Source organism: Streptomyces cellostaticus (assembly GCF_023630175.1).
Classification (GTDB): domain Bacteria; phylum Actinomycetota; class Actinomycetes; order Streptomycetales; family Streptomycetaceae; genus Streptomyces; species Streptomyces cellostaticus_A.
Genome location: NZ_JALLIN010000014.1, coordinates 27,058 through 50,239 on the forward strand (window position 1 = coordinate 27,058; position 23,182 = coordinate 50,239).

Below are 23,182 nucleotides of genomic sequence, written 5' to 3' on the forward strand. Positions count from 1 at the left end.
CTCACTTCTCCTCGGAACCGGTGGGGGGCGCGACGCGCTCGGTGGCAGGGTGGTGGGCGACGGGCTGGCGGGCGTGGCTGAGGGCGGGCTCGTTGCCGCCGAGCAGCAGGTACAGGACGGCCATCCGGATGGAGACGCCGTTGGCGACCTGCTCGACGACGGTGCAGCGGTCGGAGTCGGCGACCTCGGCGGTGATCTCCATGCCGCGGACCATCGGGCCGGGGTGCATCACGATGGCGTGCCCGGGCATCTTCGCCATGCGCTCGGCGTCAAGGCCGTAGCGCCGCGAGTACTCGCGCTCGGTGGGGAAGAAGGCGGCGTTCATGCGCTCGCGCTGGACCCGCAGCATCATCACCGCGTCGGACTTCACCAGCGTGCTGTCGAGGTCGTAGGAGACCTCGCAGGGCCAGTTCCCGACGCCGACCGGCACCAGGGTGGGCGGGGCGACCAGGGTGACCTCGGCGCCGAGGGTGTGCAGCAGGTCGACGTTGGAGCGGGCGACGCGGCTGTGCAGGACGTCGCCGACGATGGTGATCCGCCTGCCGCTCAGGTCCCGGCCGAGCCCGGTGTCCCGGCCGACCAGGCGGCGGCGCATCGTGAACGCGTCGAGCAGGGCCTGGGTGGGGTGCTGGTGGGTGCCGTCGCCGGCGTTGACCACGGCGGCGTCGATCCAGCCGGAGGTGGCCAGGCGGTAGGGGGCCCCGGAGGCGCCGTGCCGGATGACGACGGCGTCGACGCCCATGGCCTCCAGGGTCTGGGCGGTGTCCTTCAGGGACTCGCCCTTGGACACCGAGGACCCCTTGGCGGAGAAGTTGATGACGTCCGCGGACAGCCGCTTCTCGGCCGCCTCGAAGGAGATCCGGGTGCGGGTGGAGTCCTCGAAGAAGAGGTTGACGATCGTGCGGCCACGCAGGGTCGGCAGTTTCTTGATCGGCCGGTCGGCGACCCGGGCCATCTCCTCGGCGGTGTCGAGGATCAGGACGGCGTCGTCGCGGGTGAGGTCGGCGGCCGAGATGAGATGACGCTGCATCTGTCAGGCTCCGTAAGGCAGTTCATTCGGGGAGATTCGGGGCAGGCCGGTGCGTGTACGGGCGCGCCGGGGCGGCCGTACGCCGGACTCGCTACTGGTCGGCCGGCTTCACGCCGAGCAGCACGGTGTCGCGACCGTCCTCCTCGGCGAGCTGGACCTTGACCGTCTCCCGCAGCGACGTGGGGAGGTTCTTGCCGACGTAGTCGGCGCGGATGGGCAGTTCGCGGTGGCCGCGGTCGACCAGGACCGCGAGCTGCACGGCGCGGGGGCGCCCGATGTCGTTCAGGGCGTCGAGGGCGGCGCGGATGGTGCGGCCGGAGAAGAGCACGTCGTCGACGAGGACGACCAGCTTGCCGTCGATGCCGTCACCGGGGATCTCGGTGCGGGCCAGCGCGCGCGGCGGGTGCATGCGCAGGTCGTCGCGGTACATGGTGATGTCGAGCGAACCGACGGGGACCTTGCGGTCGGTGACCTGCTCCAGCTTGGCGGCGAGCCGCTGGGCGAGGAAGACACCCCGGGTCGGGATGCCGAGGAGCACCACGTCGTCGGCGCCCTTGGCGCGCTCGACGATCTCGTGGGCGATGCGGGTCAGCACGCGTGCGATGTCGGGGCCCTCGAGCACGGGCCGCGGGTCGGACGCGGAGTGGCCGGCTTGCGTGTCCATACGAAACGGACCTCCTTCTCCGCCTCACGGGACGGACCTTAAAGGACGTCGGATTTGCGCCATCAACGGTAGCAGGTGTCCGGGAGTCCTCGATCACCCGTACGGCGTAATCGGCCACCACCGGAACGGAAGGGCCGGGGTGGACCGTTCGGCTTGACGCGCAAGAGTCACGCTGCGTAACCTCACAGTGAGTTACCAGCCGCGCGGCGGAAATCACAGCCGACCGCGTCGACACAGTGCCGGGGAGCTATATGTCCAGCGAATACGCCAAACAGCTCGGGGCCAAGCTCCGGGCCATCCGCACCCAGCAGGGCCTTTCCCTCCACGGTGTCGAGGAGAAGTCCCAGGGTCGCTGGAAGGCCGTGGTGGTCGGTTCCTACGAGCGCGGCGACCGTGCCGTGACCGTGCAGCGCCTGGCCGAGCTGGCCGATTTCTATGGCGTCCCGGTGCAGGAGCTGCTGCCGGGCACCACGCCGGGCGGCGCGGCCGAGCCGCCGCCGAAGCTGGTCCTGGACCTGGAGCGGCTGGCCTCGGTGCCGGCCGAGAAGGCGGGCCCGCTGCAGCGCTACGCGGCGACGATCCAGTCCCAGCGCGGTGACTACAACGGCAAGGTGCTCTCGATCCGCCAGGACGACCTGCGCACACTCGCCGTCATCTACGACCAGTCCCCCTCGGTGCTCACCGAGCAGCTGATCAGCTGGGGCGTCCTCGACGCCGACGCGCGCCGGGCCGTGGCGACCCACGAAGAGGCCTGAGCCGCGGGGCGCCTCAGCAGAAACGTGCCGCCGGGGTGGCCGGGACCCGTGGGTTCCGGCCACCCCGGCGGCTTTGTGCGCCCCCTCAGGGCCCCGTGGGGCGCCCCGGGCACACGGACGCCACAGGGCCCGCGGCGATCGCTCGCCGCGGGCCCTGTGGCGTTTCGTCGTGCCGTCTACGCGTTGTCCCGGCGCAGCGACGGCTTGAGCTCCTTCAGCCGGCCCAGGAGGCCGTTGACGAACGAGGGGGACTCGTCCGTGGAGAACTCCTTCGCCAACTGCACCATCTCGTCCAGGACGACGGCGTCCGGGGTCTCCTCGACCCAGATCAGCTCGTAGGCACCGAGGCGCAGGAGGTTCCGGTCCACCACGGGCATCCGGTCGAGCGTCCAGTCCACCGCGTACTGCGCGATCAGTTCGTCGATCCGCCTCGCGTGCTGGGCGTAGCCCTCGACGAGCTGCATCGTGTATTCGCTCACCGGCGGCTGCCGGGTGTCGGACCGGGAGAGCCGGATCCAGTCGGCGAGCACCGTCAGGACGTCGGCGCCGCGCTGGTCACCCTCGAAGAGGATCTGGAAGGCGCGCTTGCGGGCCGTGTTGCGGGCGGCCACGGTTAGCTGTTCACCCGGCCGAGGTAGTCGCTGGTACGGGTGTCGACCTTGATCTTCTCACCGGTGGTGATGAAGAGCGGGACCTGGATCTGGTGGCCGGTCTCCAGGGTGGCGGGCTTGGTGCCACCGGTGGAGCGGTCGCCCTGGACACCCGGCTCGGTCTCCTGCACGACCAGCTCGACGGCGGCCGGCAGCTCGACGAAGAGCACCTCGCCCTCGTGCTGGGCGACGGTGGCGGTGAAGCCCTCGATGAGGAAGTTGGCGGCGTCGCCGACGGCCTTGCGGTCGACCATCAGCTGGTCGTAGGTCTCCATGTCCATGAAGACGAAGTACTCGCCGTCCATGTACGAGAACTGCATGTCGCGCTTGTCGACAGTGGCCGTCTCGACCTTGACACCGGCGTTGAAGGTCTTGTCGACGACCTTGCCGGAGAGCACGTTCTTGAGCTTGGTGCGCACGAATGCCGGGCCCTTGCCGGGCTTGACGTGCTGGAACTCGACGACGGACCAGAGCTGGCCGCCTTCGAGCTTGAGCACCAGGCCGTTCTTGAGGTCGTTCGTGGAAGCCACGGTTGCGGAATCTCCTGGACTGACGTACGACCCCGGGGCACGCACTCCTACAGCGCGAGCAGCTCCTTGGTCGTGATGGTGAGTAGCTCGGGTCCGCCGTCCGCCTCTGGGCGTACGACGAGCGTGTCATCGATCCGGACACCGCCCCGGCCCGGGAGGTGGACCCCCGGTTCGACGGTGACCGGCACGCAAGCGTCCAGTTTACCCATGGCGGCGGGGGCCAGCCGAGGGTCCTCGTCGTTTTCGAGTCCGACGCCGTGTCCGGTCAGCGGTGGCAGCGCCTCCGCATAGCCCGCGGAGTCCAGCACCTGGCGGGCCGCGCGGTCCACCTCACGGTACGCGGCGCCCGGCATGAGGGACTCCCGTCCGGCCCGCTGGGCGGAGAAGACCAGGTCGTAGAGCTCGATCTGCCAGTCGGCGGGCGAGGTGCCGATGACGAAGGTGCGGCCGATCTCGCAGCGGTACCCCCGGTAGGTGGCGCCGAGGCAGACCGAGAGGAAGTCGCCCTCCTCCACCCGCCGGTCGGTGGGACGGTGCCCGCGCCGTCCCGAGTTGGGCCCGGTCGCGACGGAGGTGGGGAAGCCCGGCCCGTCGGCACCGTGGTCGACCAGCCGGCGCTCCAGCTCGAGCGCGAGATGCCGCTCGGTGCGGCCGACCAGGATGGACTCCAGCAGTTCCCCGAGGGCCTGGTCGGCGATCTCGGCGCCGATGCGGAGGCAGGAGATCTCCTCCTCGTCCTTGACGACCCGGAGCTGCTCGACGGCTCCGCCGAGATCGACCAGGCGGGGCCGCGGGGCGGCTGAGGACATGGCCCGGTACCGGGCCACGGTGAGGTCGTGCTCCTCCACGGCCAGGGCGTCGGCGCCCTGGGCGTCGGCGAGCCCGGCCGCGGCGACCGCCGCGTCGCCCCCGGGTGGGGAGAGGACGTGCAGTCGCACGTTCTCGTCCGGCCGTCCGTCCGCGGGGCGGTCCTCGGGGGGCGCGGCGCACACCAGGAGATCCTCCTGCCCGCCGAGCAGCAGGACGGCGCCCCGGGGGGCGGCGCCCGCCAGGTAGCGCACATTGGCGGGGCGGCTGACCAGGGCGGCGGGGGCGCCGGCCGCGTTGCAGCGCTCCCTCAGGCGGGATCGGCGGGTCGCGTACACCTCTGACATGAGATGAGCGTAGGAGTTCCGGGCGATTTGTGCCGGTTGGGTGGGGCCGAGTGGGGTCCGGCGGGGACGATGCCGCCGGTCACCAGCTCGGCGGGCTCGCCATCGCCCTGGCGAGGACCTCGTCCAGCAGCCGGGCGGTACCGGGGACGTCGAGCTGGGAGTTGTCGATGATCGGCAGGCCGGAGCCGTACCAGCCCGCCATGCGGCCGTGGATCCGGGCCACCTCCTCGTCGCTGAGGCGGCGGTTGCCGGAGCGTTGGGCGTTGCGCTCCAGGACGACGTCGAGGCCCGGGAGCAGGACCACCGGGAGGAGGCCGGGGCCGACATGGCGCTTCCAGCCGCCGAGGCCCACGACCGGCCGGTCCGGGAAGACGGCGTCGTCGAGGATGCAGGAGATGCCGTTGGCCAGGAAGTTCCGGGCGGCGAAGCCGCAGGTCCGGCGGGCCAGGCGGTACTGGGCCTCGGAGTGGTCGTTCCAGCCCGACTGGGGGTCGGCGAAGCCGGAGCGGACCCATTCGCGCACGTCGTCCAGGCTGATGTGGGCCGTGGGCACCCGCCGGTGGTCCGCCCAGAACTTGGCGACGCTGGTCTTGCCCGCGCCCGCCGGGCCGATCAGCAGGACGGCCAGCGTGGTCGCCGCCGGATCGGGCGCGGGGGCCGAGGCCGGTGGCGCGGCGGGCACACCGACGAGGCCGCCGGGCGGCAGCGGCACATGGCCGGTGGTCTCGGGGGGCACGGGGGCGTGCCGCGGCGCGGGCGGCTGCGCGTGCGGCGGGGGCACCGGCGCGGACGGAGGCACCGGGCCGGACGGCGGTACGGCCCCGGACGGGGGTACGGATCCCCCGGCGGTTCCCGGGTGGCCGGGTGGCGGCGGAGGCACGGGTGCGGGACCCTGCGGGCCCCCCGGGTGGTGCGCGGCCGACACCCAGCCGGCGTGCGGTCCCCGCCCCTGCTCATGGGGCGGTGGCAGCGGAGACCCCACTGCGTGCTGCATCCGTCGCCACTCCGTCTCGTACACACATCTGGCACTGGCAGGCGGGTGCGGAGCCCGCGCTCCCCCACAGCCTAAACGGCCTGGGAGGGAGCCCCGCCCGAACGGTACCGCCCCCGGCCGTTGTTCGCTGCAACGACCGGGGGCGGCCCGAAGTGCCCGTTCCGCAAAGGGAATCGGCAGGAGTGGTGCAGTGGGGTACTTACTGGCCCACTTCGCCGTAGGCGGCGAGCAGGACCGCCGGGTCCGGGCCCTCCAGCACGGTCGGCCTGGCCAGTCCGTCGAGAACGATGAACCGCAGCAGGTCGCCGCGGGACTTCTTGTCGACCTTCATCGTCTCCAACAGCTTGGGCCACTGGTCGTAGCGGTAGTGCAGCGGCAGGCCGACCGCTTCGAGGACGGTCCGGTGACGGTCCGCCGTCGCGTCGTCCAGCCGTCCCGCCAGCCGGCCGAGTTCGGCGGCGAAGTGCATGCCGACCGCGACCGCGGCGCCGTGCCGCCACTTGTACCGCTCGTTCTTCTCGATGGCGTGAGCGAGGGTGTGCCCGTAGTTGAGGACCTCCCTGAGGCCCGACTCCTTCAGGTCCGAGGAGACGACCTCGGCCTTCACCCGGATCGAGCGCTCCAGCAGCTCGGCCGTGTGCGGTCCCGCCGGCGTCCGGGCGGCCTCGGGGTCGGACTCGATGAGGTCGAGGATCACCGGGTCGGCGATGAAACCGGCCTTGATGACCTCGGCCAGTCCGGACACGTAGTCGTTGACCGGGAGAGAGTCCAGCGCGGCGAGGTCGCAGAGCACACCGGCCGGCGGGTGGAAGGCGCCCACCAGGTTCTTGCCCTCGGCGGTGTTGATGCCCGTCTTGCCGCCGACCGCCGCGTCCACCATGGCGAGCACGGTGGTCGGGATCGCGACCCAGCGCACCCCGCGCAGCCAGGTCGCGGCCACGAACCCGGCGAGGTCCGTGGTCGCGCCGCCGCCGACGCCGACGATGACGTCGGTGCGGGTGAAGCCGGACTGGCCGAGCGCCTTCCAGCAGTAGGCGGCGACCTCGGCGGTCTTGGCCTCCTCGGCGTTGGGCACCTGGACGGCGACGGCCTCGAAGCCCTGCTCGGCCAGGTCGGCGCGGAGCGCGTCGCCGGTCTCGGCCAGCGCCTCCGGGTGGATCACCGCCACACGCCTGGCCCTGGTACCGATCAGCCCGGCCAGCTCGCCCAGGAGCTGCCGCCCGATCAGCACCTCGTAGGGGTCGGTGCCCGCACTGCCGGCGATCTGGATCCTGGTGACTCCGCTTGACATCAAGTCCTCCGGCCGGGGGTCCGGGAGGGGTCCCCCGGGAAACACGGTTTCCAACTCCGTTGCGTCCAGCGCCGCCTGGGCGACCTCTTCGGGGGTGCGGCCGTCCGTCGCCACCACGGCGGTGGCGACCTCCTCGTACAGGTGCCGCCGCGCCTCCATCAGCTCGCGCCACTGCTTGCGCGGGTTGACCGCGAGCAGCGGGCGGGCCACGTTGAGACCGGTGCGCCGGACGGCCTCCTCCACGTCCATCGAGAGGTAGACCACCCGGTGGCCGGCGAGCAGCGCCCGGGTGTCCGCGTCGAGGACGGCTCCGCCGCCGAGCGCGAGGACGCCCTGGTGCCCGGTGAGGGCCTGGCGCACCGCCCGCTTCTCGAGGGCGCGGAAGGCGGGCTCGCCCTCCTCCACGAAGATGTCGGCGATGGTCCGGCCCTCGGCGGCGACGATGTCCTCGTCGGTGTCCCGGAACCCGGTTCCCAGTCGCCCGGCCAGCAGCCGGCCCACGGTGGACTTGCCCACGCCCATCGGACCGACGAGTACGACGGCAGGCATCGCGCTCACCGGATCCGCAGGTTGTCGAGGTACGACCGGACGTTGCGGCCGGTCTCGGCCACCGAGTCGCCGCCGAACTTCTCCGCCACAGCGTCCGCGAGGACGAGGGCGACCATCGCCTCGGCGACGATGCCCGCGGCCGGTACGGCGGAGACGTCGGAGCGCTGGTGGTGCGCCTGGGCGGCCTCGCCGGTGGCCACGTCCACCGTCCGCAGGGCCCGCGGCACGGTCGCGATCGGCTTCATCGCGGCCCGTACCCGCAGCAGCTCACCCGTGGTCAGACCGCCCTCGGTGCCGCCGGAGCGGCCGGACACGCGCCGGATGCCCTCGCCGGTCGCCACGATCTCGTCGTGCGCCTTCGAGCCCGGCACCCGCGCGAGCTCGAAGCCGTCGCCGATCTCGACGCCCTTGATCGCCTGGATGCCCATGAGCGCTCCGGCCAGGCGCGCGTCCAGCTTGCGGTCCCAGTGCACGTGCGAGCCCAGGCCCACCGGCACGCCGTAGGCCAGGACCTCGACCACGCCGCCGAGGGTGTCGCCGTCCTTGTGGGCCTGGTCGATCTCGGCGACCATCGCCTTCGAGGCGTCGGCGTCCAGGCAGCGCACCGGGTCGGCGTCCAGCCGCTCGACGTCGGCCGGTGTCGGGTACAGGCCGTGCGGGGCCTTGGCGGAGGCCAGCTCGACCACGTGGGAGACGATCTCGATGCCGGCCGTCTCCTTCAGGTACGACCGGGCCACCGCGCCGAGCGCCACCCGGGCGGCGGTCTCGCGGGCGGAGGCGCGCTCGAGGATCGGGCGGGCCTCGTCGAAGTCGTACTTCTGCATGCCGGCGAGGTCGGCGTGGCCGGGCCGGGGCCGGGTCAGCGGCGCGTTGCGCGCGAGCCCGTCCAGGATCTCGGGGTCCACCGGGTCGGCCGCCATGACCTGTTCCCACTTGGGCCACTCGGTGTTGCCCACCATGATCGCCACCGGTGAGCCCAGGGTGCGGCCGTGCCGGACACCGCCGAGGAAGGTGACCTCGTCCCGCTCGAACTTCATGCGCGCACCGCGGCCATAGCCGAGCCGCCGCCGCGCCAGGTGGTCCGCCACCATCTCCGTGGTGATCGGCACGCCGGCGGGAAGCCCCTCCAGCGTCGCGACAAGTGCGGGACCGTGGGACTCCCCCGCGGTCAGCCAACGCAGCCTGCTCAACGGTGCTCCTCAGTGTTCGCGCCCGGTACTGCCCCGAGTACGCGTGTCCTCGCGTACGGCGACGACGCGACCGGGTGCGCGACCCCGGCCCGCCACCACCGATCCTCCCACGTCCGGGAGCCCGATCCGGCGGCCGGTCCAGCAGGCGGACGCGGTTTCGGCCGGTCAGTGCCCGGCGAGCGCCTTCTCGCCGGCGTGCCGCATGGCCTCCAGGGGCGCCGGGGAGCGGCCGGTCATCCGCTCGACCTGGAGGACGGCCTGGTGGACGAGCAGGTCGAGGCCGCCGACCACCGCGCCCCCGAACATGGACCAGCGGGCGGCCAGCTCGGTCGGCCAGGGGTCGTAGAGCACGTCGAACAGGGTGCCGGGGCGCTCGGGCACGGCGGCGGCCAGGGCGTCGGTGCTGCCGGCCGGGGTGGTGGCGATCACCAGCGGGGCGCGCAGCGCCTGCCCGGCGTCCGCCCAGGCCGCCGTGCGCACGTCCACCTCGAGCCGTTCGCCCCACCGCCGCATCTCGGCGGCGCGGGCCTCGCCGCGCACGTAGGCGACCACCTCACCGGTGCAGATCCGGGACAGCGCGGCGAGCGCGGACGAGGCGGTCGCGCCGGCACCCAGGATCGCAGCGGACTCGACCTGCTCGATACCGTGCTCGCGCAGCGCGGCCACCATGCCGGGGATGTCGGTGTTGTCGCCGAGACGGCGGCCGTCCTCGGTGAGGACGACCGTGTTGACCGCGTCGACGGAGGCCGCCGTCTCGCTGATCTCGTCCACCAGCGGGATGACCGCCCGTTTGAGCGGCATGGTCAGCGACAGCCCCGCCCATTCCGGGCCCAGCCCGTCGAGGAAGCCGGGCAGGGCGGCCTCGTCGATCTCGAACCGGTCGTACGACCAGCCGCCGAGCCCGAGGGCCTCGTAGGCCGCCCGGTGCAGCACCGGGGAGAGCGAGTGGGCGATGGGCGAACCGAGCACGGCGGCCCGGCGGGCGTCAGTTGCCCGAGGAGGCATTGAACTTGTCCTTGAGCTGCTGGAATTCCGCGTAGGTCTTGGCGAACTCGGTGTTGGTGGTGCCGTCCGTCGCCACGAAGTAGAACCAGCCGTCGTGCGTCGGATTCAGCGTCGCCCGCAAGGCGTCCTCGCCCGCGTTGCCGATCGGACCGGGCGGAAGACCCTTGTTGGTGTAGGTGTTGTACGGACTCCGGTTGCTGTTGATCTCCTTCTCGGAGATGTGGATGTTGCTCGTGCCCTTGAGGTAGTTGTAGGTCGAGTCGAACTGCAGCAACTGGTTGGTCTCGGTGTTGGTGGGCTTGAGGCGGTTGTAGATCACTTCCGCCATCTTGCGGAAGTCGTCGTGCGTCTTGCCCTCGGCCTGGACCAGGCTCGCGACCGTGAGCAGCTCGAACGCGTTCTTCAGGCCCAGGGCCTCCGCCTTGGCGGGCAGGTCGTACGGGGCGTACTTCTGCTTGGACTGGGTCACCATCTGCTTCAGGACCGCCTCGGGCTTCATGCCCTTCGCGGCCGGATACGTGGCCGGCCACAGGAAGCCCTCCAGCGGGTCCTGGACGGAGCCGCTGTTCTGCGCCCAGCTCGGCAGGCCGAGTTTCTTGTACTGCGCCTTGGCGACCTTCTTCGTGGTGCCGGCGGGGACACCGAGCTGTTTGTCGATGGCCTCGTACACCTGTGCGTTGCGCTCGCCGGGTTTGACGAGCACATTGCTCTGGCTCCGCGGGTCCAGCATCAACTGCACGGCACTGGCGGCGGACATCTCCTTCTTCAGGAGATACGCGCCGGCCTGGATGGTGTCCCCCTTGGGATTCTGCCCCTGGGCGCTCACGAAAGCGTCGGCGCTCTTGATCACGCCCGCTTCCTTCAGCCGCCGCCCGATCTCCCAGCCTCCGGCGCCCTTGGGAATCTCGACGGTCACTCTTTCGCTGGTCCCCTCGCCCGCGTAGTCGGGAGCCGGGGCGAAACGATTTTGGTAGAACTTCCAGCCGAAATAGGTGGCTCCGCCGAGGCCCCCGCCGAACACCAGGCAGACGACCAGGCAGGCGCAGCCGTTGCGCCGCTTCTTGCCCTTGACCGGTTTCCTGCCCTTGCCCCGCCGCTCACGCCTGCTCTGCAGTTCGTGTCCGGCGTCGTCCTCACCGTCCTCGCCGGAGAAGAAGGCGTGGTTCTCCTCGCCGGCCGCGGATTCCGGTTCCGGTTCCGGTTCGGGACGCCGGCGGCCGGGCGGCTCGGGCGGCGGGAAGGCGTCCTCGGTCCGGTAGAAGTCGTGCTGCTGCACGCCGTAGGCGGCGGGCTGGTGGCCGTACGGGTCGCCGGGATCGGGCGGGTACGGCACCTGCCCCTGGCCGCCGCTGGTGTTCCAGACGTCCTGGTGCTGGTACTGCTGATGGGTGTGCGCGGCGTGCTGCTGGTCCTGGCCGGGGAACCGGTGACCGTAGTGCTGCCCGCCCTGCTCCGGGTGGTACGGGTACTGCTGCTGGTCGTACCCGGGCTGCCCGCCCTGGGTCCAGTCACCGTGCTGCGGCTGCTGCGGGTACTGCTGCTGCGCCTGGCCGTCGTAGAGGGACTGCTGACCCGCGTGGGTCTGCTGCCCTCGCCATCCGCCGTCCCCGTACAACGGGTCCTCCGGATGCCACGGTTCGGAGCCAGGGCCCCGGCCATACTCAGTCATCGATCCCCTAGAGCCGCGAGGCGGACGGTCACGCGGCGGGGACCGGATCCCGTTCCGCCTCTTGCTGTGCGCCGGCTGTTCGAACACCGCCGCATCGCGCGGAACGTTACCGTATCGCGATCAGATGACCACTTCGACGCCCTCGCCGGGTGCTTTGCCTGACACCCGTTCGGATTCCAGGGCCTGCTGCAGAATGATCACGGCGGCCGCCTGGTCGATCACGGAGCGGCCCTTCTTCGATCTCACCCCCGAGGCGCGTAGTCCCTGACTGGCCGTCACGGTCGTCATCCGCTCGTCCACCAGGCGGACCGGCACCGGTGCGATGCCGCCGGCCAGGTCCTGGACGAAGGCGCGGACCTTGGTGGCGGCCGGCCCCTCGCCCCCCTTGAGGGAGCGAGGGAGTCCGACGACGACCTCGATCGGCTCGTACTCCTCCACCAGTTGCCGCAGCCGGCGGTGGGCGGCGGGGACGTCCCGGCCCGGGACGGTCTCCACCGGGGTGGCGAGGATCCCGTCGGGGTCGCACGAGGCGACCCCGATCCGGGCGTCCCCGACGTCGATCGCGAGCCGGCGTCCTGTGCGCATGTGCGGTCGCTTCCCTACTTCGCGGTCTCGGCGACGAGCCGCTCGACGGCGTCGACGGCCTCGCCCAGCGCGGCCGGGTTCTGCCCGCCGCCCTGGGCGACGTCCGGCTTGCCGCCACCGCCGCCACCGAGGGTCTTGGCAGCGGTGCGGACCAGGTCACCGGCCTTGAGACCGCGCTCGCGGGCGGCCTCGTTGGTGGCGATGACGGTCAGCGGCTTGCCGTTGTTGACCGTGAACAGGGCGACCACGGCGGCCCGGCCGCCCTGGATACGGCCGCGTACGTCGAGGACCAGCCTGCGCAGGTCGTCGGGGGTCGTGCCGTCCGGGACCCGGCCGGTGACGAGCGCGACGCCCCGGACGTCCTTGGCGGCCTCGGCGAGACCGGCGGCGGCCTGCAGCACCTTCTCGGCGCGGAACTTCTCGATCTCCTTCTCGGCGTCCTTCAGCTTGCCGAGCATGGCGGAGATCTTCTCCGGCAGTTCCTCCGGGCGGCCCTTGACCAGTTCCTGGAGCTGGGCGACGACCGTGTGCTCACGGGCGAGGAAGTTGTAGGCGTCGACGCCGACCAGGGCCTCGATACGCCGCACACCGGAGCCGATCGACGACTCGCCGAGCAGCTTGACCAGGCCGAGCTGGGCGGTGTTGTGCACGTGCGTGCCGCCGCACAGCTCCTTGGAGAAGTCGCCGATGGTGACCACGCGGACGCGCTCGCCGTACTTCTCGCCGAACTCGGCGATGGCGCCCTGCTTCTTGGCGTCGTCGATGCCCATGACCTCGGCGTGCACGTCGAGGTCGCGGGCGAGCACCTCGTTGATCTTCTGCTCGACGTCGGTCATCACGGCCGTCGGGACGGCGGCCGGGGAACCGAAGTCGAAGCGGAAGCGGCCGGGCTGGTTCTCGGAACCGGCCTGGGCGGCCGTCGGGCCGAGGGCGTCGCGCAGCGCCTGGTGGGTCAGGTGCGTGGCCGAGTGGGCGCGGGCGATGGCCTTGCGGCGCCGGGAGTCGATCGAGGCGTGGGCCTTGGCCCCGACGGTCACCTCGCCGACCTGGACGACGCCCTTGTGGACGTAGACGCCGGGGACCGGCTTCTGGCAGTCGCGGATCTCGATCACGGCACCGGAGTCGGCCTTGATACGGCCGGTGTCGCCGATCTGACCGCCGCCCTCGGCGTAGAACGGGGTGCGGTCGAGGACGATCTCGACCTCGTCGCCCTCGGTGGCGGCCGGCGAGGAGACGCCGTCCACCAGGATGCCGACGATCGTGGTCTCGCCCTCGGTGTCGGTGTAGCCGATGAAGTCGGTGGCACCGGCGGCGTCGGCGATCTCGCGGTAGGCGCCCATGTCGGCGTGGCCGGTCTTCTTGGCCCGGGCGTCGGCCTTGGCGCGCTCCCGCTGCTCCTTCATCAGGCGGCGGAAGCCGTCCTCGTCCACGGCGAGGCCCTGCTCGGCGGCCATCTCCAGGGTGAGGTCGATCGGGAAGCCCCAGGTGTCGTGGAGCAGGAACGCCTTGTCGCCGGAGAGGACGGTGCCGCCGGACCGCTTGGTCTCGGTGACGGCGGTGTCGAGGATGTTGGTGCCGGCCTTCAGCGTCTTCAGGAAGGCGTTCTCCTCGGCGAGGGCGACCTTCTCGATGCGCTCGCGGTCGGTGACCAGTTCCGGGTACTGCTGGCCCATCATGCCGATGACGACGTCGATCAGGTCCTTGACGACCGGACCGGTGGCGCCGAGCAGGCGCATGTTGCGGATGGCGCGGCGCATGATGCGGCGCAGCACGTAGCCGCGGCCCTCGTTGCCGGGGGTGACGCCGTCGCCGATGAGCATCACCGAGGTGCGCATGTGGTCGGTGACCACGCGCAGGGAGACGTCCGAGGCGTGGGCGTCGCCGTAGGCCACGCCGGTCAGCTCGGTGGCCTTGGCGATGACGGCCATGGAGGTGTCGATCTCGTACATGTTCTGCACGCCCTGCAGAATCATGGCGAGCCGCTCGAGGCCGAGCCCGGTGTCGATGTTCTTGCTCGGCAGTTCACCGAGGATCTCGAAGTTGTCCTTGCCGGTGCCCTCGCCACGCTCGTACTGCATGAAGACGAGGTTCCAGATCTCCACGTACCGCTCGTCGTTGACGGCGGGGCCGCCCTCGGCGCCGAACTCGGGGCCGCGGTCGTAGTTGATCTCGGAGCAGGGGCCGCAGGGACCGGGGACGCCCATGGACCAGTAGTTGTCCTTCATGCCCAGGCGCTGGATGCGCTCCTTGGGCACGCCGACGACCTCGTGCCAGATGCGCTCGGCCTCGTCGTCGTCCTGGTAGACGGTGATCCACAGGCGCTCGGGATCGAGGCCGTAACCGCCCTGGTCCTGGGCCGAGGTGAGCAGCTCCCAGGCGTGCTTGATGGCACCTTCCTTGAAGTAGTCACCGAAGGAGAAGTTGCCGCACATCTGGAAGAACGTGCCGTGCCGGGTGGTCTTGCCGACCTCTTCGATGTCGGGCGTGCGCACGCACTTCTGCACGCTGGTGGCGCGCGTGAAGGGGGGCTTGACCTCACCCAGGAAGTAGGGCTTGAAGGGCACCATGCCGGCGGGGACCAGGAGCAGAGTCGGGTCGTCCGCGATGAGCGACGCCGAAGGGACGACGGTGTGCCCGCGCTCCTCGAAGAAGCTCAGCCAGCGGCGGCGAATCTCGGCCGACTCCATCAGTGGTCCTCATTCCGGTTGTACGAGTACGTCGTGTTCTCGACGTACTTGGGGTTGCTGCGGTCGTTCTCCAGGGCGGCGTACCGCCCGGGCGCGGGGATTTCGGGGGCGGCGTCGATGCCCAGCGCCTCCCCCAGTTCGGCCTCCCGCCGGGCCATGTTGTGGCGCACGTCGAGCGCGAAGCCGACCGCGCCGTCCTTCAGCTTCCGGCCGGTCTCCAGGGCCTTGTCGGCCGCGGTGGCGGCGAGGCTCTCCGGAGTGAGCTGCCTGAGCTTGCGGTTGACCTTGGTGGTGGCCCACACACCGGCGGCGACGCCCGAGGTGAACCAGAACGTACGGCGGAACATCGCTCGGTCAGTCCTTCTTCCGCTTGCGTCGTGCGGCGGGAAGCGTGCGGCCCACGATCACCGTACGCCGGGGCGGCTTCGCGGGCGCGTCGTCCCGGCGGCCGCTCAGGGCCCGGCGTACGCCGTAGCCGAAGGCCGCGACCTTGACCAGCGGGCCGCCGAAGGTGGAGGCGACGGTGGTGGAGAGCGCGGAGGCGTTCGACGTGACCTCCTGGACGTCGGAGGCGATCGCGTCGACCCGGTCGATCTGGGTCTGCGCGGAGCGCACGGCCGCGGAGGCGTCCGCGAGCAACGGGACGGCCTGGTCGGTCACATCCGCCACCAGCTTGGTGGTCGCCTTGAGCGTCTGGGCCACCCTCACCAGCGCGACGGCGAGGAAGGAGACCAGGATCGCCCAGAAGACGGCCACCAGGATCCCGGCCACCTCTCCACCGGACACTGTGCGCACCCGCTCCCTGAAACGTGCTCTGAACATCGGAACCATGAGAAAAGCAGTGCACCGAGCCTATCGCGCCGGTGGCGGGGCTCTGTACCGGATTACCGTCGGCGGCGGGCGCGGCCGCGGGAAGCGATTGTACGGAATGAACACGGTTCAGTACGCTCCGTGTTCCATGCGAGGTCCTCAGCGCCCCGGCCCCCGCGGCGACGGCGAGCCGCCCCTTGAACTCACCGCATTCGTCGGGCGCTCGGCCGAACTCGACGCGCTGGCCGGGGCGATGGCGGCGGCCCGGCTGGTGACCGTGACCGGCGCGGGCGGGGTGGGCAAGTCCCGGCTCGCGCTCCGGGCCGCGGTGCGGGCGGCGGCCGGGGCGCAGGTGTCGACGGTCGAGCTGGCGCCGGTGCGGGATCCGCTGTTCGTCGAGTACGCGGTGGCGGAGGTGCTGGGCCTGACCGACCACACCACCCGGCCGCTCCGCGAAGCGCTGCTCGGCCACCTGGCGGGCCGCCGCCTGCTGCTGGTGCTGGACGGGTTCGAGCATCTGGTGGAGGCCTGCGCCGAGCTGGCCGCGGAACTGCTGCGCCGGCTTCCGGGGCTGCGGGTGCTGGCCGTGGGACGGCGTCCACTGGGGCTGGCGGGCGAGCGGCTGTTCCCGCTGGCGCCGTTGGGCACGGACGAGGCGGTGGAGCTGTTCGCCGACCGGGCCCGGCGGCACGGTGCCGAGGTGGCGGACCTCCCCGCGGTGCGGGAGCTGTGCCTGCGCCTCGAGGGGATCCCGCTCGCGGTGGAGCTGGCCGCGGGGCGGCTGCGGGCGCTGTCCCCGGCCCAGTTGCTCGCGCGTCTCGACGACCGGTTCCGGCTGCTGACCGGCGGGGGCCGGGACGCCCTGCCGCGCCATCGGACCCTGCGCACCGCGATCGGCTGGAGCCACGAGCTGTGCACCTCGGCCGAACGGCTGCTGTGGGCGCGGCTGTCGGTGTTCGCGGGGACCTTCGACCTGGACGCGGCCGAGTACGTGTGCAGCGGGGACGGGCTGCCCGCCGAGGACGTCCTGGACGTCCTGTCGGAGCTGATCGCCCAGTCGCTGGTGACCCGCGAGGAGGCGGCCACGGGTCCCCGCTACCGGATGCTGGAGACCGTCCGGGCCTACGGCGCCGGCTGGCTGGCGGCCGCCGGGGACACGGCCCGGACGCGGCGGCGGCACCGCGACTGGTGCCTGGGCCTGGCCACGATGTGCGAGCTGGACTGGTTCTCGCCGCGGCAGCGGGAGGCGGCCGCGCGGATCGAGGCGGAGCTGCCGAATCTGCGGGGCGCCCTGGACTTCTGCCTCTCCGAACCGGAGGAGGCGCACCTGGGCCAGTACCTGGCGGGCTCGCTGTGGTTCTGCTGGGCCGGCTGCGGGCGGCTGTCGGAGGGGCGGCACTGGCTGGAGCGCAGCGTGGACGTGGAACCGCGGCCGGGGTACGGGCGCTCGCGGCTGAAGGCGCTGTGGGTGCTCGGCTACGTGGCGATCCTGCAGGGCGACACGACGCCGGCGCGGGCGGCGCTGCGGGAGTGCCGGGAGCAGGCGGAGCGGGTCGCGGACGGCACGGCGGTGGCGTACGCGGAGCACCGCGCGGGCTGTCTGGCACTGGTGACGGACGACATGGCGCGGGCGGAGCGGCTGCTGCGCTCGGCCCTCGGGCGGTACCAGGAGCTGGGCGAGCTGAACAGCAACGTGCTGATGAGCCAGGTGGAGCTGGCGATGGCGCGGGCGTTCCAGGGGGACCTGGCGGACGCGGTGCGGCTGTGCGAGGACGTGCGCCGGGTGTGCGAGGACCACGGGGAGCACTGGGCCCGTTCCTACGCGCTGTACGTGCTGGCGTACGCGTCCTGGCGGGACGGGGACCAGCGCCGTGCACGGGAGCTGCTCGTGGACTGCCTGGGCGACGTGCACGCCTTCGACGACCTGCTCGGCTCGGTGCTGTCACTGGAGCTGCTGGCCCTGGTGACGGTGTCCCAGGGCGATCCGGCCGAGGCGGCGGTCCTGCAGGGCGCCGCGGGCCGGCTGTGGCCGTCGGTCGGGCTGCCGCTGTTCGGGTCGGCGTACTACAACGCGCCGCACGAGCTGTGCGAGGCGACGGCCCGGCGGGCCCTCGGCGACGAACGGTACGAGGAGCTGCTGGCCGAGGGGGCCCGGCTCGACCGGGACGCGGCCGTGGCCCGGGCGCTGTCGCCCGGCGGGGTCCGGCCGCCGCACGCGGTGCCCGGCCCGCGGGGACCGGTGCCGCGTGCGCTCGGGGAGGCCGGGAAACGCGAACCCGCCGCCTCCCGCACCCGGAAGGGCGGGGAGGCGGCGGGCGGAGTGCCTGCGCCGTGACCTGGATCAGCGGGCGTAGTACTCGACGACGAGCTGCTCGTCGCAGATCACCGGGATCTCCTTGCGGTTCGGCTCGCGGTCCAGGCGGAACGCCAGGGCCTTGAGGTTCACCTGCAGGTAGCGCGGGGTCTCGCCGTCGGGGGCGAAGCCGCCCTCGCGGGCGACCTGGAAGAGCGTCTTGTCCTTGGAGCGGTCGCGGACCTGCACGACGTCGTCCGGACGGACACGGAAGGACGGCTTGTCGACCTTCTGGCCGTTGACCTGGATGTGGCCGTGGACGACCATCTGGCGGGCCTGGTAGATCGTGCGGGCGATGCCCGAACGCAGGACCAGCGCGTCGAGACGGCGCTCGAGCTCGATGATCAGGGCCTCACCGGTCTTGCCCTGGACCTTGGAGGCACGCTCGTAGGCGCGGACGAGCTGACGCTCGGACACGTCGTACTGCGCGCGCAGACGCTGCTTCTCGAGCAGACGGACCTTGTAGTCCGAGTTCTGCTTGCGGCCGCGGCCGTGCTCACCCGGCGGGTAGGGGCGGGCCTCGAAGTACTTGACGGCCTTCGGGGTCAGCGCGATGCCGAGGGCACGCGACTTCTTGACCTTGGGGCGGGACTGGTTCGCCACTGTCTGTTTCTCTTTCCTGGTTTTCGGCTCGTCAGGGTTGAGGGAGGTCGCATCCGCAGCCGGGGAAACCCGCCGGGTCCGCTCGGGACCTGCCGGGCAGCCGCTCCCCTGATCTGGGCACATACGTGCAGCACGCGAGTGGCCCACCTGCCGCTCCCGGGACTCCGGGTGGTGGTGGGCTGCCCGCGACACCGTTCGACGGTGCGCGACGCTCCTGGAGCCGGTCCGCGAGGGACCGGGGCTCCGGCTGGCTGTCCCGCTCTGACTGCGCGGGACTCAGCACTTCGGGGCAGTCTACAGGCTGCTCAGGACCGCCTGCGACCGAGGTGCCTGCGCGTCCACTCCACCGCGTCCGCGTACCGGGCCTCGGCGCCGTGCCGGGTCGGTGTGTAGTACTCGCGTTCCCTCAGGGCGTCGGGGGCGTACTGCTGCGGGGCGATGCCCTCCGGCAGGTCGTGCGGGTACACGTAGCCCTGCGCGTGGCCGAGGTCGGCCGCGCCCTTGTAGTGCCCGTCCCGCAGATGCGGTGGGACCGGGCCGGCCTGCCCCTTGCGCACGTCCTCCAGCGCGGCGCCGATCGCGGTGGTGGCGGCGTTGGACTTGGGGGCGAGCGCGAGGGCGATCGTGGCGTGGCTGAGGGTGAGCGCGGCCTCCGGGAAGCCGATCATGGCGACGGCCTGGGCGGCTGCGACCGCTGTGGGCAGGGCGTTGGGGTCGGCGAGGCCGATGTCCTCGCTCGCGGAGATCATCAGGCGGCGGGCGATGAAGCGGGGGTCCTCGCCGGCCTCGATCATGCGGGCCAGGTAGTGCAGCGCGGCGTCCACGTCCGAGCCGCGGATGGACTTGATCAGGGCACTGGCGACGTCGTAGTGCTGGTCGCCGTCGCGGTCGTACTTCACCGCGGCACGGTCGACGGTCTGCTCGAGCGTCTGGAGGGTGATCTCGCCCTCGCCCTTGTCCAGGGCGGCTCCGGCGGCGGCCTCGAGCGCGGTCAGCGCGCGGCGGGCGTCGCCGCCGGCGATGCGCAGCAGGTGTTCCCCGGTGTCGTCGGGCAGGGCGACGGCGTCCCCCAGCCCGCGCTCGTCGGTGAGGGCCCGCTTCAGCAGCCCCCGGACGTCGTCGTCGGTGAGCGGTTCGAGGGTGAGCAGCAGGGAGCGGGACAGCAGCGGGGAGATCACCGAGAAGTACGGGTTCTCGGTGGTCGCCGCGATCAGGGTCACCCAGCGGTTCTCGACCGCGGGGAGCAGGGAGTCCTGCTGGGCCTTGCTGAAGCGGTGGATCTCGTCGAGGAAGAGGACGGTCTCCTTGCCGAAGCCGCCGATGGCGCGGCGGGCGCCGTCGATGACCGCGCGGACCTCCTTGACGCCCGCGGTGATGGCCGACAGCTCCACGAAACGCTTGTTGGTGGCCCTGGACACGACGTACGCCAGGGTCGTCTTGCCGGTGCCGGGCGGACCCCAGAGGATCACCGAGGACGGTCCGGCGGGTCCCACCCGTCTCCCGTCACCGCCCTTGCCGGAGGGGCCTGCGGCCCCGCCAGTGCGGTCCGCCCCCTCGCCCACCAGCCGGCGCAGGGGCGAGCCGGGCTTCAGCAGGTGCTGCTGGCCCACCACCTCGTCGAGGGTGCGCGGGCGCATCCGCACCGCCAGGGGACTGGCGGCGGGATCCTTCTCCTGGCGGTCTTCTGCTGCGGCGGTGAACAGGTCGGGCTCCACGCCAAAACCCTAGAACACCGCACCGACAGTCCGGCGCGGGCGGTCAGCCGTCCGTCAGCTCGTCCAGAAGTCCCACCACCGGGTGAGCACCAGCATGCCGATGGCGCCGACGTGCATGACCGGTACGACCCAGGTGAACTCGCCGAAGAAGGACTTCAGCCAGCGCGGGGCCGGCAGGAAGTCGTTGCGCACGTTGAACGAGGTCACGTACCAGAACATGACGATCGTGGCGACCCAGGCCAGCGAGCACCACAGGCAGAGCGCGTTGATCCGGTACAGGGACTGGAACTGCAGCCAGGTGCAGAAGGCCACGCCGAAGAGCGTGCCGACGTTGAAGGTCAGCCAGTACCAGCGCGGGAAGCGGGCGCCTGCCAGCAGGCTCATGCCGACGCAGACGACGATGCCGTAGCAGACCAGGCCGAGCATCGGGTTGGGGAAGCCGAAGGCCGCGGCCTGCTTGCTCTCCATGACGCTGCCGCACGACACGACCGGGTTGAGGCTGCAGCCGGGGGTGAACGTCTTGCCCGCGACCTTGGCCTCGAGGATCTTGAACTTGTCGACGGTGATGACCCAGGCGGCCAGCAGCCCGGCGGCGCCGGTGATCACCAGCAGGATGGCGAAGGCCCGGCTGCCGCCCACCGCGCGTGGCGCGCCGGCGATCCGCCCGGACCCGGGCTCGCTGGAGACGTCCTTGACTGTCGTCTTGCTCATCACGCCGATTCCGTCACTCGAGAGGTGGTCCTTCTTCGGGCAAGCCTCATTCTGCCGTACATACGCGGGGGTTGGCCGTTCGCTCCGCATAAGCATGTACGTATGACCGGTCCCGTCCGTTCGGTTCCGGCCAGGGGCCGTGCCGCCCGCGGCGCGGCGCCGGACACCCCGGTCGGGGGTTTCCGGCACCCACGCGCGCGGGTGCTCAGCCGAGCCGTGACTCCAGTTCCGCCACGATCTCGTTCACGCCGACGGCGGTCTGCTCGCCGGACTCCATGTCCTTGAGCTGCACGACGCCCTCGGCGAGATCCCGTTCACCGGCGACGACCGCGTACCGGGCGCCGCTGCGGTTGGCGTTCTTCATGGCACCCTTCAGACCCTTGCCGCCGTAGGCGAAGTCCGCCGCGATGCCGGTCCTGCGCAGCTCGGTGACCTTCGCGAACAGGACCCTGCGGGCCTCCTCGCCGAGCGGGACGGCGTAGACGCTGGTCGTGGCCGGCAGGTCGAGCGTGATCCCCTCGGCCTCCAGGGCGAGGACCGTGCGGTCGACGCCCAGGGCCCAGCCCACGGACGGCAGCGCGGGACCGCCGATCATCTCCGACAGGCCGTCGTAGCGGCCGCCGCCGCCGACCGCGGACTGGGAGCCCAGGCCGTCGTGCACGAACTCGAAGGTGGTCCGGGTGTAGTAGTCCAGGCCGCGGACCAGCTTCGGGTCGTTCTCGAAGGCCACGCCCGCCGCGGTGAGCAGTTCGCGGACCTCCTCGTGGTACGCCTTGCAGGCGTCGCAGAGGTAGTCGCGCAGCAGCGGGGCACCGGTCAGCTGCTTCTGCACCGACTCGCGCTTGTCGTCGAGGACCCGGAGCGGGTTGATCTCGACGCGGCGGCGGGTGTCCTCGTCCAGGTCCAGGGCGCGCAGGAACTCCTGCAGCGCGGCCCGGTACACCGGCCGGCACTCCTGGTCGCCCAGGCTGTTCAGCAGGATGCGGAAGTCGCGCAGGCCCAGCGAGCGGTAGGCCTGGTCGGCCAGGATGATCAGCTCGGCGTCCAGCGCGGGGTCCTCGGCGCCGATCGCCTCGGCGCCGACCTGGGAGAAGTGCCGGTAGCGGCCCTTCTGCGGGCGCTCGTAGCGGTAGTAGGAGCCGGAGTACCAGAGCTTGACCGGGAGGTTGCCCGCCTTGTGCAGGTTGGCCTCCAGCGCGGCGCGGAGCACGGAGGCGGTGCCCTCGGGGCGCAGGGCGAGGCGGTCGCCGCCCTTGGTCTCGAAGGCGTACATCTCCTTGGTGACGATGTCGGTGGACTCGCCGACACCGCGCGCGAACAGCTCGACGTTCTCGAAGCCGGGGGTCTCGACGTAGCCGTAGCCGGAGTCGCGCAGGGGGGCCGCGATCGCCTCCCGGACCGCCAGGTAGGTGGCGGAGTCCGGCGGGATCAGGTCGTAGGTGCCCTTGGGGGCCTGGAAGGTGCTCACGGAAGTATCTCGTCACATTCCTCGTCGGGGAGCCCGGGGGGCTCCCTGGCCGGCGGCCGCCACCTGCCGCAGATAGGGGTTGGTGGCGCGCTCCCGGCCGATGGTCGTCTGGGGGCCGTGGCCGGACAGCACCACGGTGGAGTCCTCGAGCGGCAGGCACACGCGGGCCAGCGACTCGAGCAGGTCCTCCGTGGAGCCACCCGGAAGATCGGTGCGTCCGACGGAGCCGGCGAACAGCAGATCCCCGGAGAAGAGGACCGGCGGGACGTCCGCCGTCTCGGGCATCCGGAAGGTCACCGACCCCTTGGTATGGCCCGGCGCGTGCGCGACGGAGAACGTGAGGCCGGCCAGGTCCAGCCGCGCGCCCTCGGTCAGCTCCCGGACGTCGTCCGGCTCGCCCACGGTCAGCTCGCCCATGAGCGGCATGCCGAAGGAACGGCCGAGCGCCTTCTCGGGGTCGCTCATCATGTACCGGTCGCTCGGGTGGATCCAGGCCGGTACGTCGTGCGCGCCGCACACGGGGACGACCGAGGCCACGTGATCGATGTGGCCGTGGGTGAGGACGACGGCGACGGGCTTGAGCCGATGCTTCTTCAGCGCTTCCTCGACTCCGTCGGCGGCCTGGTGGCCCGGGTCGATGATCACGCACTCCTCACCGGCGGCGGGGGCGACGAGATAACAGTTCGTCCCCCAGGCCCCGGCGGGGAACCCGGCAATGAGCACGATCGTCCTTCGTTGTGTCGATACGGGAGGGCCTGCGAGCAGGCCG

21 protein-coding genes are annotated in these 23,182 nt (G+C 71.7%); 2 read left to right on the plus strand and 19 right to left on the minus strand.

The window, feature by feature from the left end:
* Position 1: 1 nt before the first annotated feature.
* Positions 2-1,030 carry an aspartate carbamoyltransferase catalytic subunit gene (locus MXD57_RS11260; RefSeq protein ID WP_250401222.1) on the minus strand — a complete coding sequence of 343 codons (1,029 nt, stop codon included), beginning with the start codon at positions 1,028-1,030 and terminating at the stop codon, positions 2-4.
* 91 nt (positions 1,031-1,121) lie between these two features.
* Positions 1,122-1,694 (minus strand): bifunctional pyr operon transcriptional regulator/uracil phosphoribosyltransferase PyrR, encoded by a 573-nt coding sequence (pyrR, locus tag MXD57_RS11265; protein ID WP_250401223.1) that lies wholly within the window; start codon positions 1,692-1,694, stop codon positions 1,122-1,124.
* Positions 1,695-1,945: 251 nt separating this feature from the next.
* On the opposite strand from pyrR, the gene bldD reads away from it, so the two are divergent.
* Positions 1,946-2,449: a transcriptional regulator BldD gene (bldD, locus tag MXD57_RS11270; protein WP_250401224.1), complete on the plus strand. Its 504-nt coding sequence runs from the start codon at positions 1,946-1,948 to the stop codon at positions 2,447-2,449.
* A 176-nt stretch (positions 2,450-2,625) separates the two neighbouring features.
* On the opposite strand, the gene nusB is transcribed toward bldD, so the two are convergent.
* The 12 genes from nusB to MXD57_RS11335 form a co-directional block, all read right to left on the minus strand.
* Positions 2,626-3,060, minus strand: coding sequence for a transcription antitermination factor NusB (gene nusB, locus MXD57_RS11275; protein WP_250401225.1), 435 nt, complete (start codon positions 3,058-3,060; stop codon positions 2,626-2,628).
* 2 nt (positions 3,061-3,062) lie between these two features.
* Positions 3,063-3,629 carry an elongation factor P gene (efp, locus tag MXD57_RS11280; RefSeq protein WP_037742222.1) on the minus strand — a complete coding sequence of 189 codons (567 nt, stop codon included), beginning with the start codon at positions 3,627-3,629 and terminating at the stop codon, positions 3,063-3,065.
* Positions 3,630-3,676: 47 nt separating this feature from the next.
* Positions 3,677-4,783: an aminopeptidase P family protein gene (locus MXD57_RS11285; RefSeq protein ID WP_250401226.1), complete on the minus strand. Its 1,107-nt coding sequence runs from the start codon at positions 4,781-4,783 to the stop codon at positions 3,677-3,679.
* A 79-nt stretch (positions 4,784-4,862) separates the two neighbouring features.
* Complete coding sequence (locus MXD57_RS11290; RefSeq protein ID WP_250401227.1) at positions 4,863-5,777, minus strand: Pro-rich N-terminal domain-containing protein; 915 nt, start codon at positions 5,775-5,777, stop codon at positions 4,863-4,865.
* A 199-nt stretch (positions 5,778-5,976) separates the two neighbouring features.
* Positions 5,977-7,617, minus strand: a complete 1,641-nt coding sequence (gene aroB / locus MXD57_RS11295; RefSeq protein WP_308290701.1) for a 3-dehydroquinate synthase — start codon at positions 7,615-7,617, stop codon at positions 5,977-5,979.
* A 5-nt stretch (positions 7,618-7,622) separates the two neighbouring features.
* Positions 7,623-8,807, minus strand: coding sequence for a chorismate synthase (gene aroC / locus MXD57_RS11305; protein WP_250401228.1), 1,185 nt, complete (start codon positions 8,805-8,807; stop codon positions 7,623-7,625).
* Positions 8,808-8,972: 165 nt separating this feature from the next.
* Entirely contained in the window at positions 8,973-9,812 is an 840-nt protein-coding gene (locus MXD57_RS11310; RefSeq protein ID WP_250401229.1) for a shikimate dehydrogenase, read from the minus strand.
* Positions 9,793-11,481: an endolytic transglycosylase MltG gene (gene mltG, locus MXD57_RS11315; RefSeq protein WP_250401230.1), complete on the minus strand. Its 1,689-nt coding sequence runs from the start codon at positions 11,479-11,481 to the stop codon at positions 9,793-9,795. The genes MXD57_RS11310 and mltG overlap by 20 nt, the downstream gene beginning before the upstream one ends.
* Positions 11,482-11,601: 120 nt before the next feature.
* Entirely contained in the window at positions 11,602-12,066 is a 465-nt protein-coding gene (gene ruvX / locus MXD57_RS11320) for a Holliday junction resolvase RuvX (RefSeq protein WP_250401231.1), read from the minus strand.
* Positions 12,067-12,080: 14 nt separating this feature from the next.
* Positions 12,081-14,753 (minus strand): alanine--tRNA ligase, encoded by a 2,673-nt coding sequence (gene alaS, locus MXD57_RS11325; RefSeq protein ID WP_250401232.1) that lies wholly within the window; start codon positions 14,751-14,753, stop codon positions 12,081-12,083.
* Positions 14,753-15,100 carry a hypothetical protein gene (locus MXD57_RS11330; protein ID WP_250401233.1) on the minus strand — a complete coding sequence of 116 codons (348 nt, stop codon included), beginning with the start codon at positions 15,098-15,100 and terminating at the stop codon, positions 14,753-14,755. Before MXD57_RS11330 ends, alaS begins: the two co-directional genes overlap by 1 nt.
* Positions 15,101-15,107: 7 nt before the next feature.
* Positions 15,108-15,548 (minus strand): DUF948 domain-containing protein, encoded by a 441-nt coding sequence (locus MXD57_RS11335; protein WP_250401317.1) that lies wholly within the window; start codon positions 15,546-15,548, stop codon positions 15,108-15,110.
* A 163-nt stretch (positions 15,549-15,711) separates the two neighbouring features.
* On the opposite strand from MXD57_RS11335, the gene MXD57_RS11340 reads away from it, so the two are divergent.
* Positions 15,712-17,898: an ATP-binding protein gene (locus MXD57_RS11340; RefSeq protein ID WP_250401234.1), complete on the plus strand. Its 2,187-nt coding sequence runs from the start codon at positions 15,712-15,714 to the stop codon at positions 17,896-17,898.
* Positions 17,899-17,904: 6 nt separating this feature from the next.
* On the opposite strand, the gene rpsD is transcribed toward MXD57_RS11340, so the two are convergent.
* From rpsD to MXD57_RS11365, 5 genes are all read right to left on the minus strand, one after another.
* Positions 17,905-18,519, minus strand: coding sequence for a 30S ribosomal protein S4 (gene rpsD / locus MXD57_RS11345; protein ID WP_108957064.1), 615 nt, complete (start codon positions 18,517-18,519; stop codon positions 17,905-17,907).
* 305 nt (positions 18,520-18,824) lie between these two features.
* Entirely contained in the window at positions 18,825-20,234 is a 1,410-nt protein-coding gene (locus MXD57_RS11350) for a replication-associated recombination protein A (RefSeq protein WP_250401235.1), read from the minus strand.
* 54 nt (positions 20,235-20,288) lie between these two features.
* Positions 20,289-20,945, minus strand: coding sequence for a vitamin K epoxide reductase family protein (locus tag MXD57_RS11355; protein WP_250401236.1), 657 nt, complete (start codon positions 20,943-20,945; stop codon positions 20,289-20,291).
* A gap of 205 nt (positions 20,946-21,150) precedes the next feature.
* Positions 21,151-22,413, minus strand: a complete 1,263-nt coding sequence (gene hisS / locus MXD57_RS11360) for a histidine--tRNA ligase (protein WP_250401237.1) — start codon at positions 22,411-22,413, stop codon at positions 21,151-21,153.
* A gap of 12 nt (positions 22,414-22,425) precedes the next feature.
* Positions 22,426-23,136 (minus strand): MBL fold metallo-hydrolase, encoded by a 711-nt coding sequence (locus MXD57_RS11365; RefSeq protein WP_250401238.1) that lies wholly within the window; start codon positions 23,134-23,136, stop codon positions 22,426-22,428.
* Positions 23,137-23,182: the final 46 nt, after the last annotated feature.

What these genes read in the sequence shown, in the direction of transcription:
- MXD57_RS11260 (WP_250401222.1), bottom strand. Translation starts at nt 1,030, where the DNA reads ATGCAGCGTCATCTCATCTCGGCCGCCGACCTCACCCGCGACGACGCC.
- pyrR (WP_250401223.1), bottom strand. Translation starts at nt 1,694, where the DNA reads ATGGACACGCAAGCCGGCCACTCCGCGTCCGACCCGCGGCCCGTGCTC.
- bldD (WP_250401224.1), top strand. Translation starts at nt 1,946, where the DNA reads ATGTCCAGCGAATACGCCAAACAGCTCGGGGCCAAGCTCCGGGCCATC.
- MXD57_RS11285 (WP_250401226.1), bottom strand. Translation starts at nt 4,783, where the DNA reads ATGTCAGAGGTGTACGCGACCCGCCGATCCCGCCTGAGGGAGCGCTGC.
- MXD57_RS11290 (WP_250401227.1), bottom strand. Translation starts at nt 5,777, where the DNA reads ATGCAGCACGCAGTGGGGTCTCCGCTGCCACCGCCCCATGAGCAGGGG.
- aroB (WP_308290701.1), bottom strand. Translation starts at nt 7,617, where the DNA reads ATGCCTGCCGTCGTACTCGTCGGTCCGATGGGCGTGGGCAAGTCCACC.
- MXD57_RS11310 (WP_250401229.1), bottom strand. Translation starts at nt 9,812, where the DNA reads ATGCCTCCTCGGGCAACTGACGCCCGCCGGGCCGCCGTGCTCGGTTCG.
- mltG (WP_250401230.1), bottom strand. Translation starts at nt 11,481, where the DNA reads ATGACTGAGTATGGCCGGGGCCCTGGCTCCGAACCGTGGCATCCGGAG.
- ruvX (WP_250401231.1), bottom strand. Translation starts at nt 12,066, where the DNA reads ATGCGCACAGGACGCCGGCTCGCGATCGACGTCGGGGACGCCCGGATC.
- alaS (WP_250401232.1), bottom strand. Translation starts at nt 14,753, where the DNA reads ATGGAGTCGGCCGAGATTCGCCGCCGCTGGCTGAGCTTCTTCGAGGAG.
- MXD57_RS11330 (WP_250401233.1), bottom strand. Translation starts at nt 15,100, where the DNA reads ATGTTCCGCCGTACGTTCTGGTTCACCTCGGGCGTCGCCGCCGGTGTG.
- MXD57_RS11340 (WP_250401234.1), top strand. Translation starts at nt 15,712, where the DNA reads ATGCGAGGTCCTCAGCGCCCCGGCCCCCGCGGCGACGGCGAGCCGCCC.
- MXD57_RS11355 (WP_250401236.1), bottom strand. Translation starts at nt 20,945, where the DNA reads ATGAGCAAGACGACAGTCAAGGACGTCTCCAGCGAGCCCGGGTCCGGG.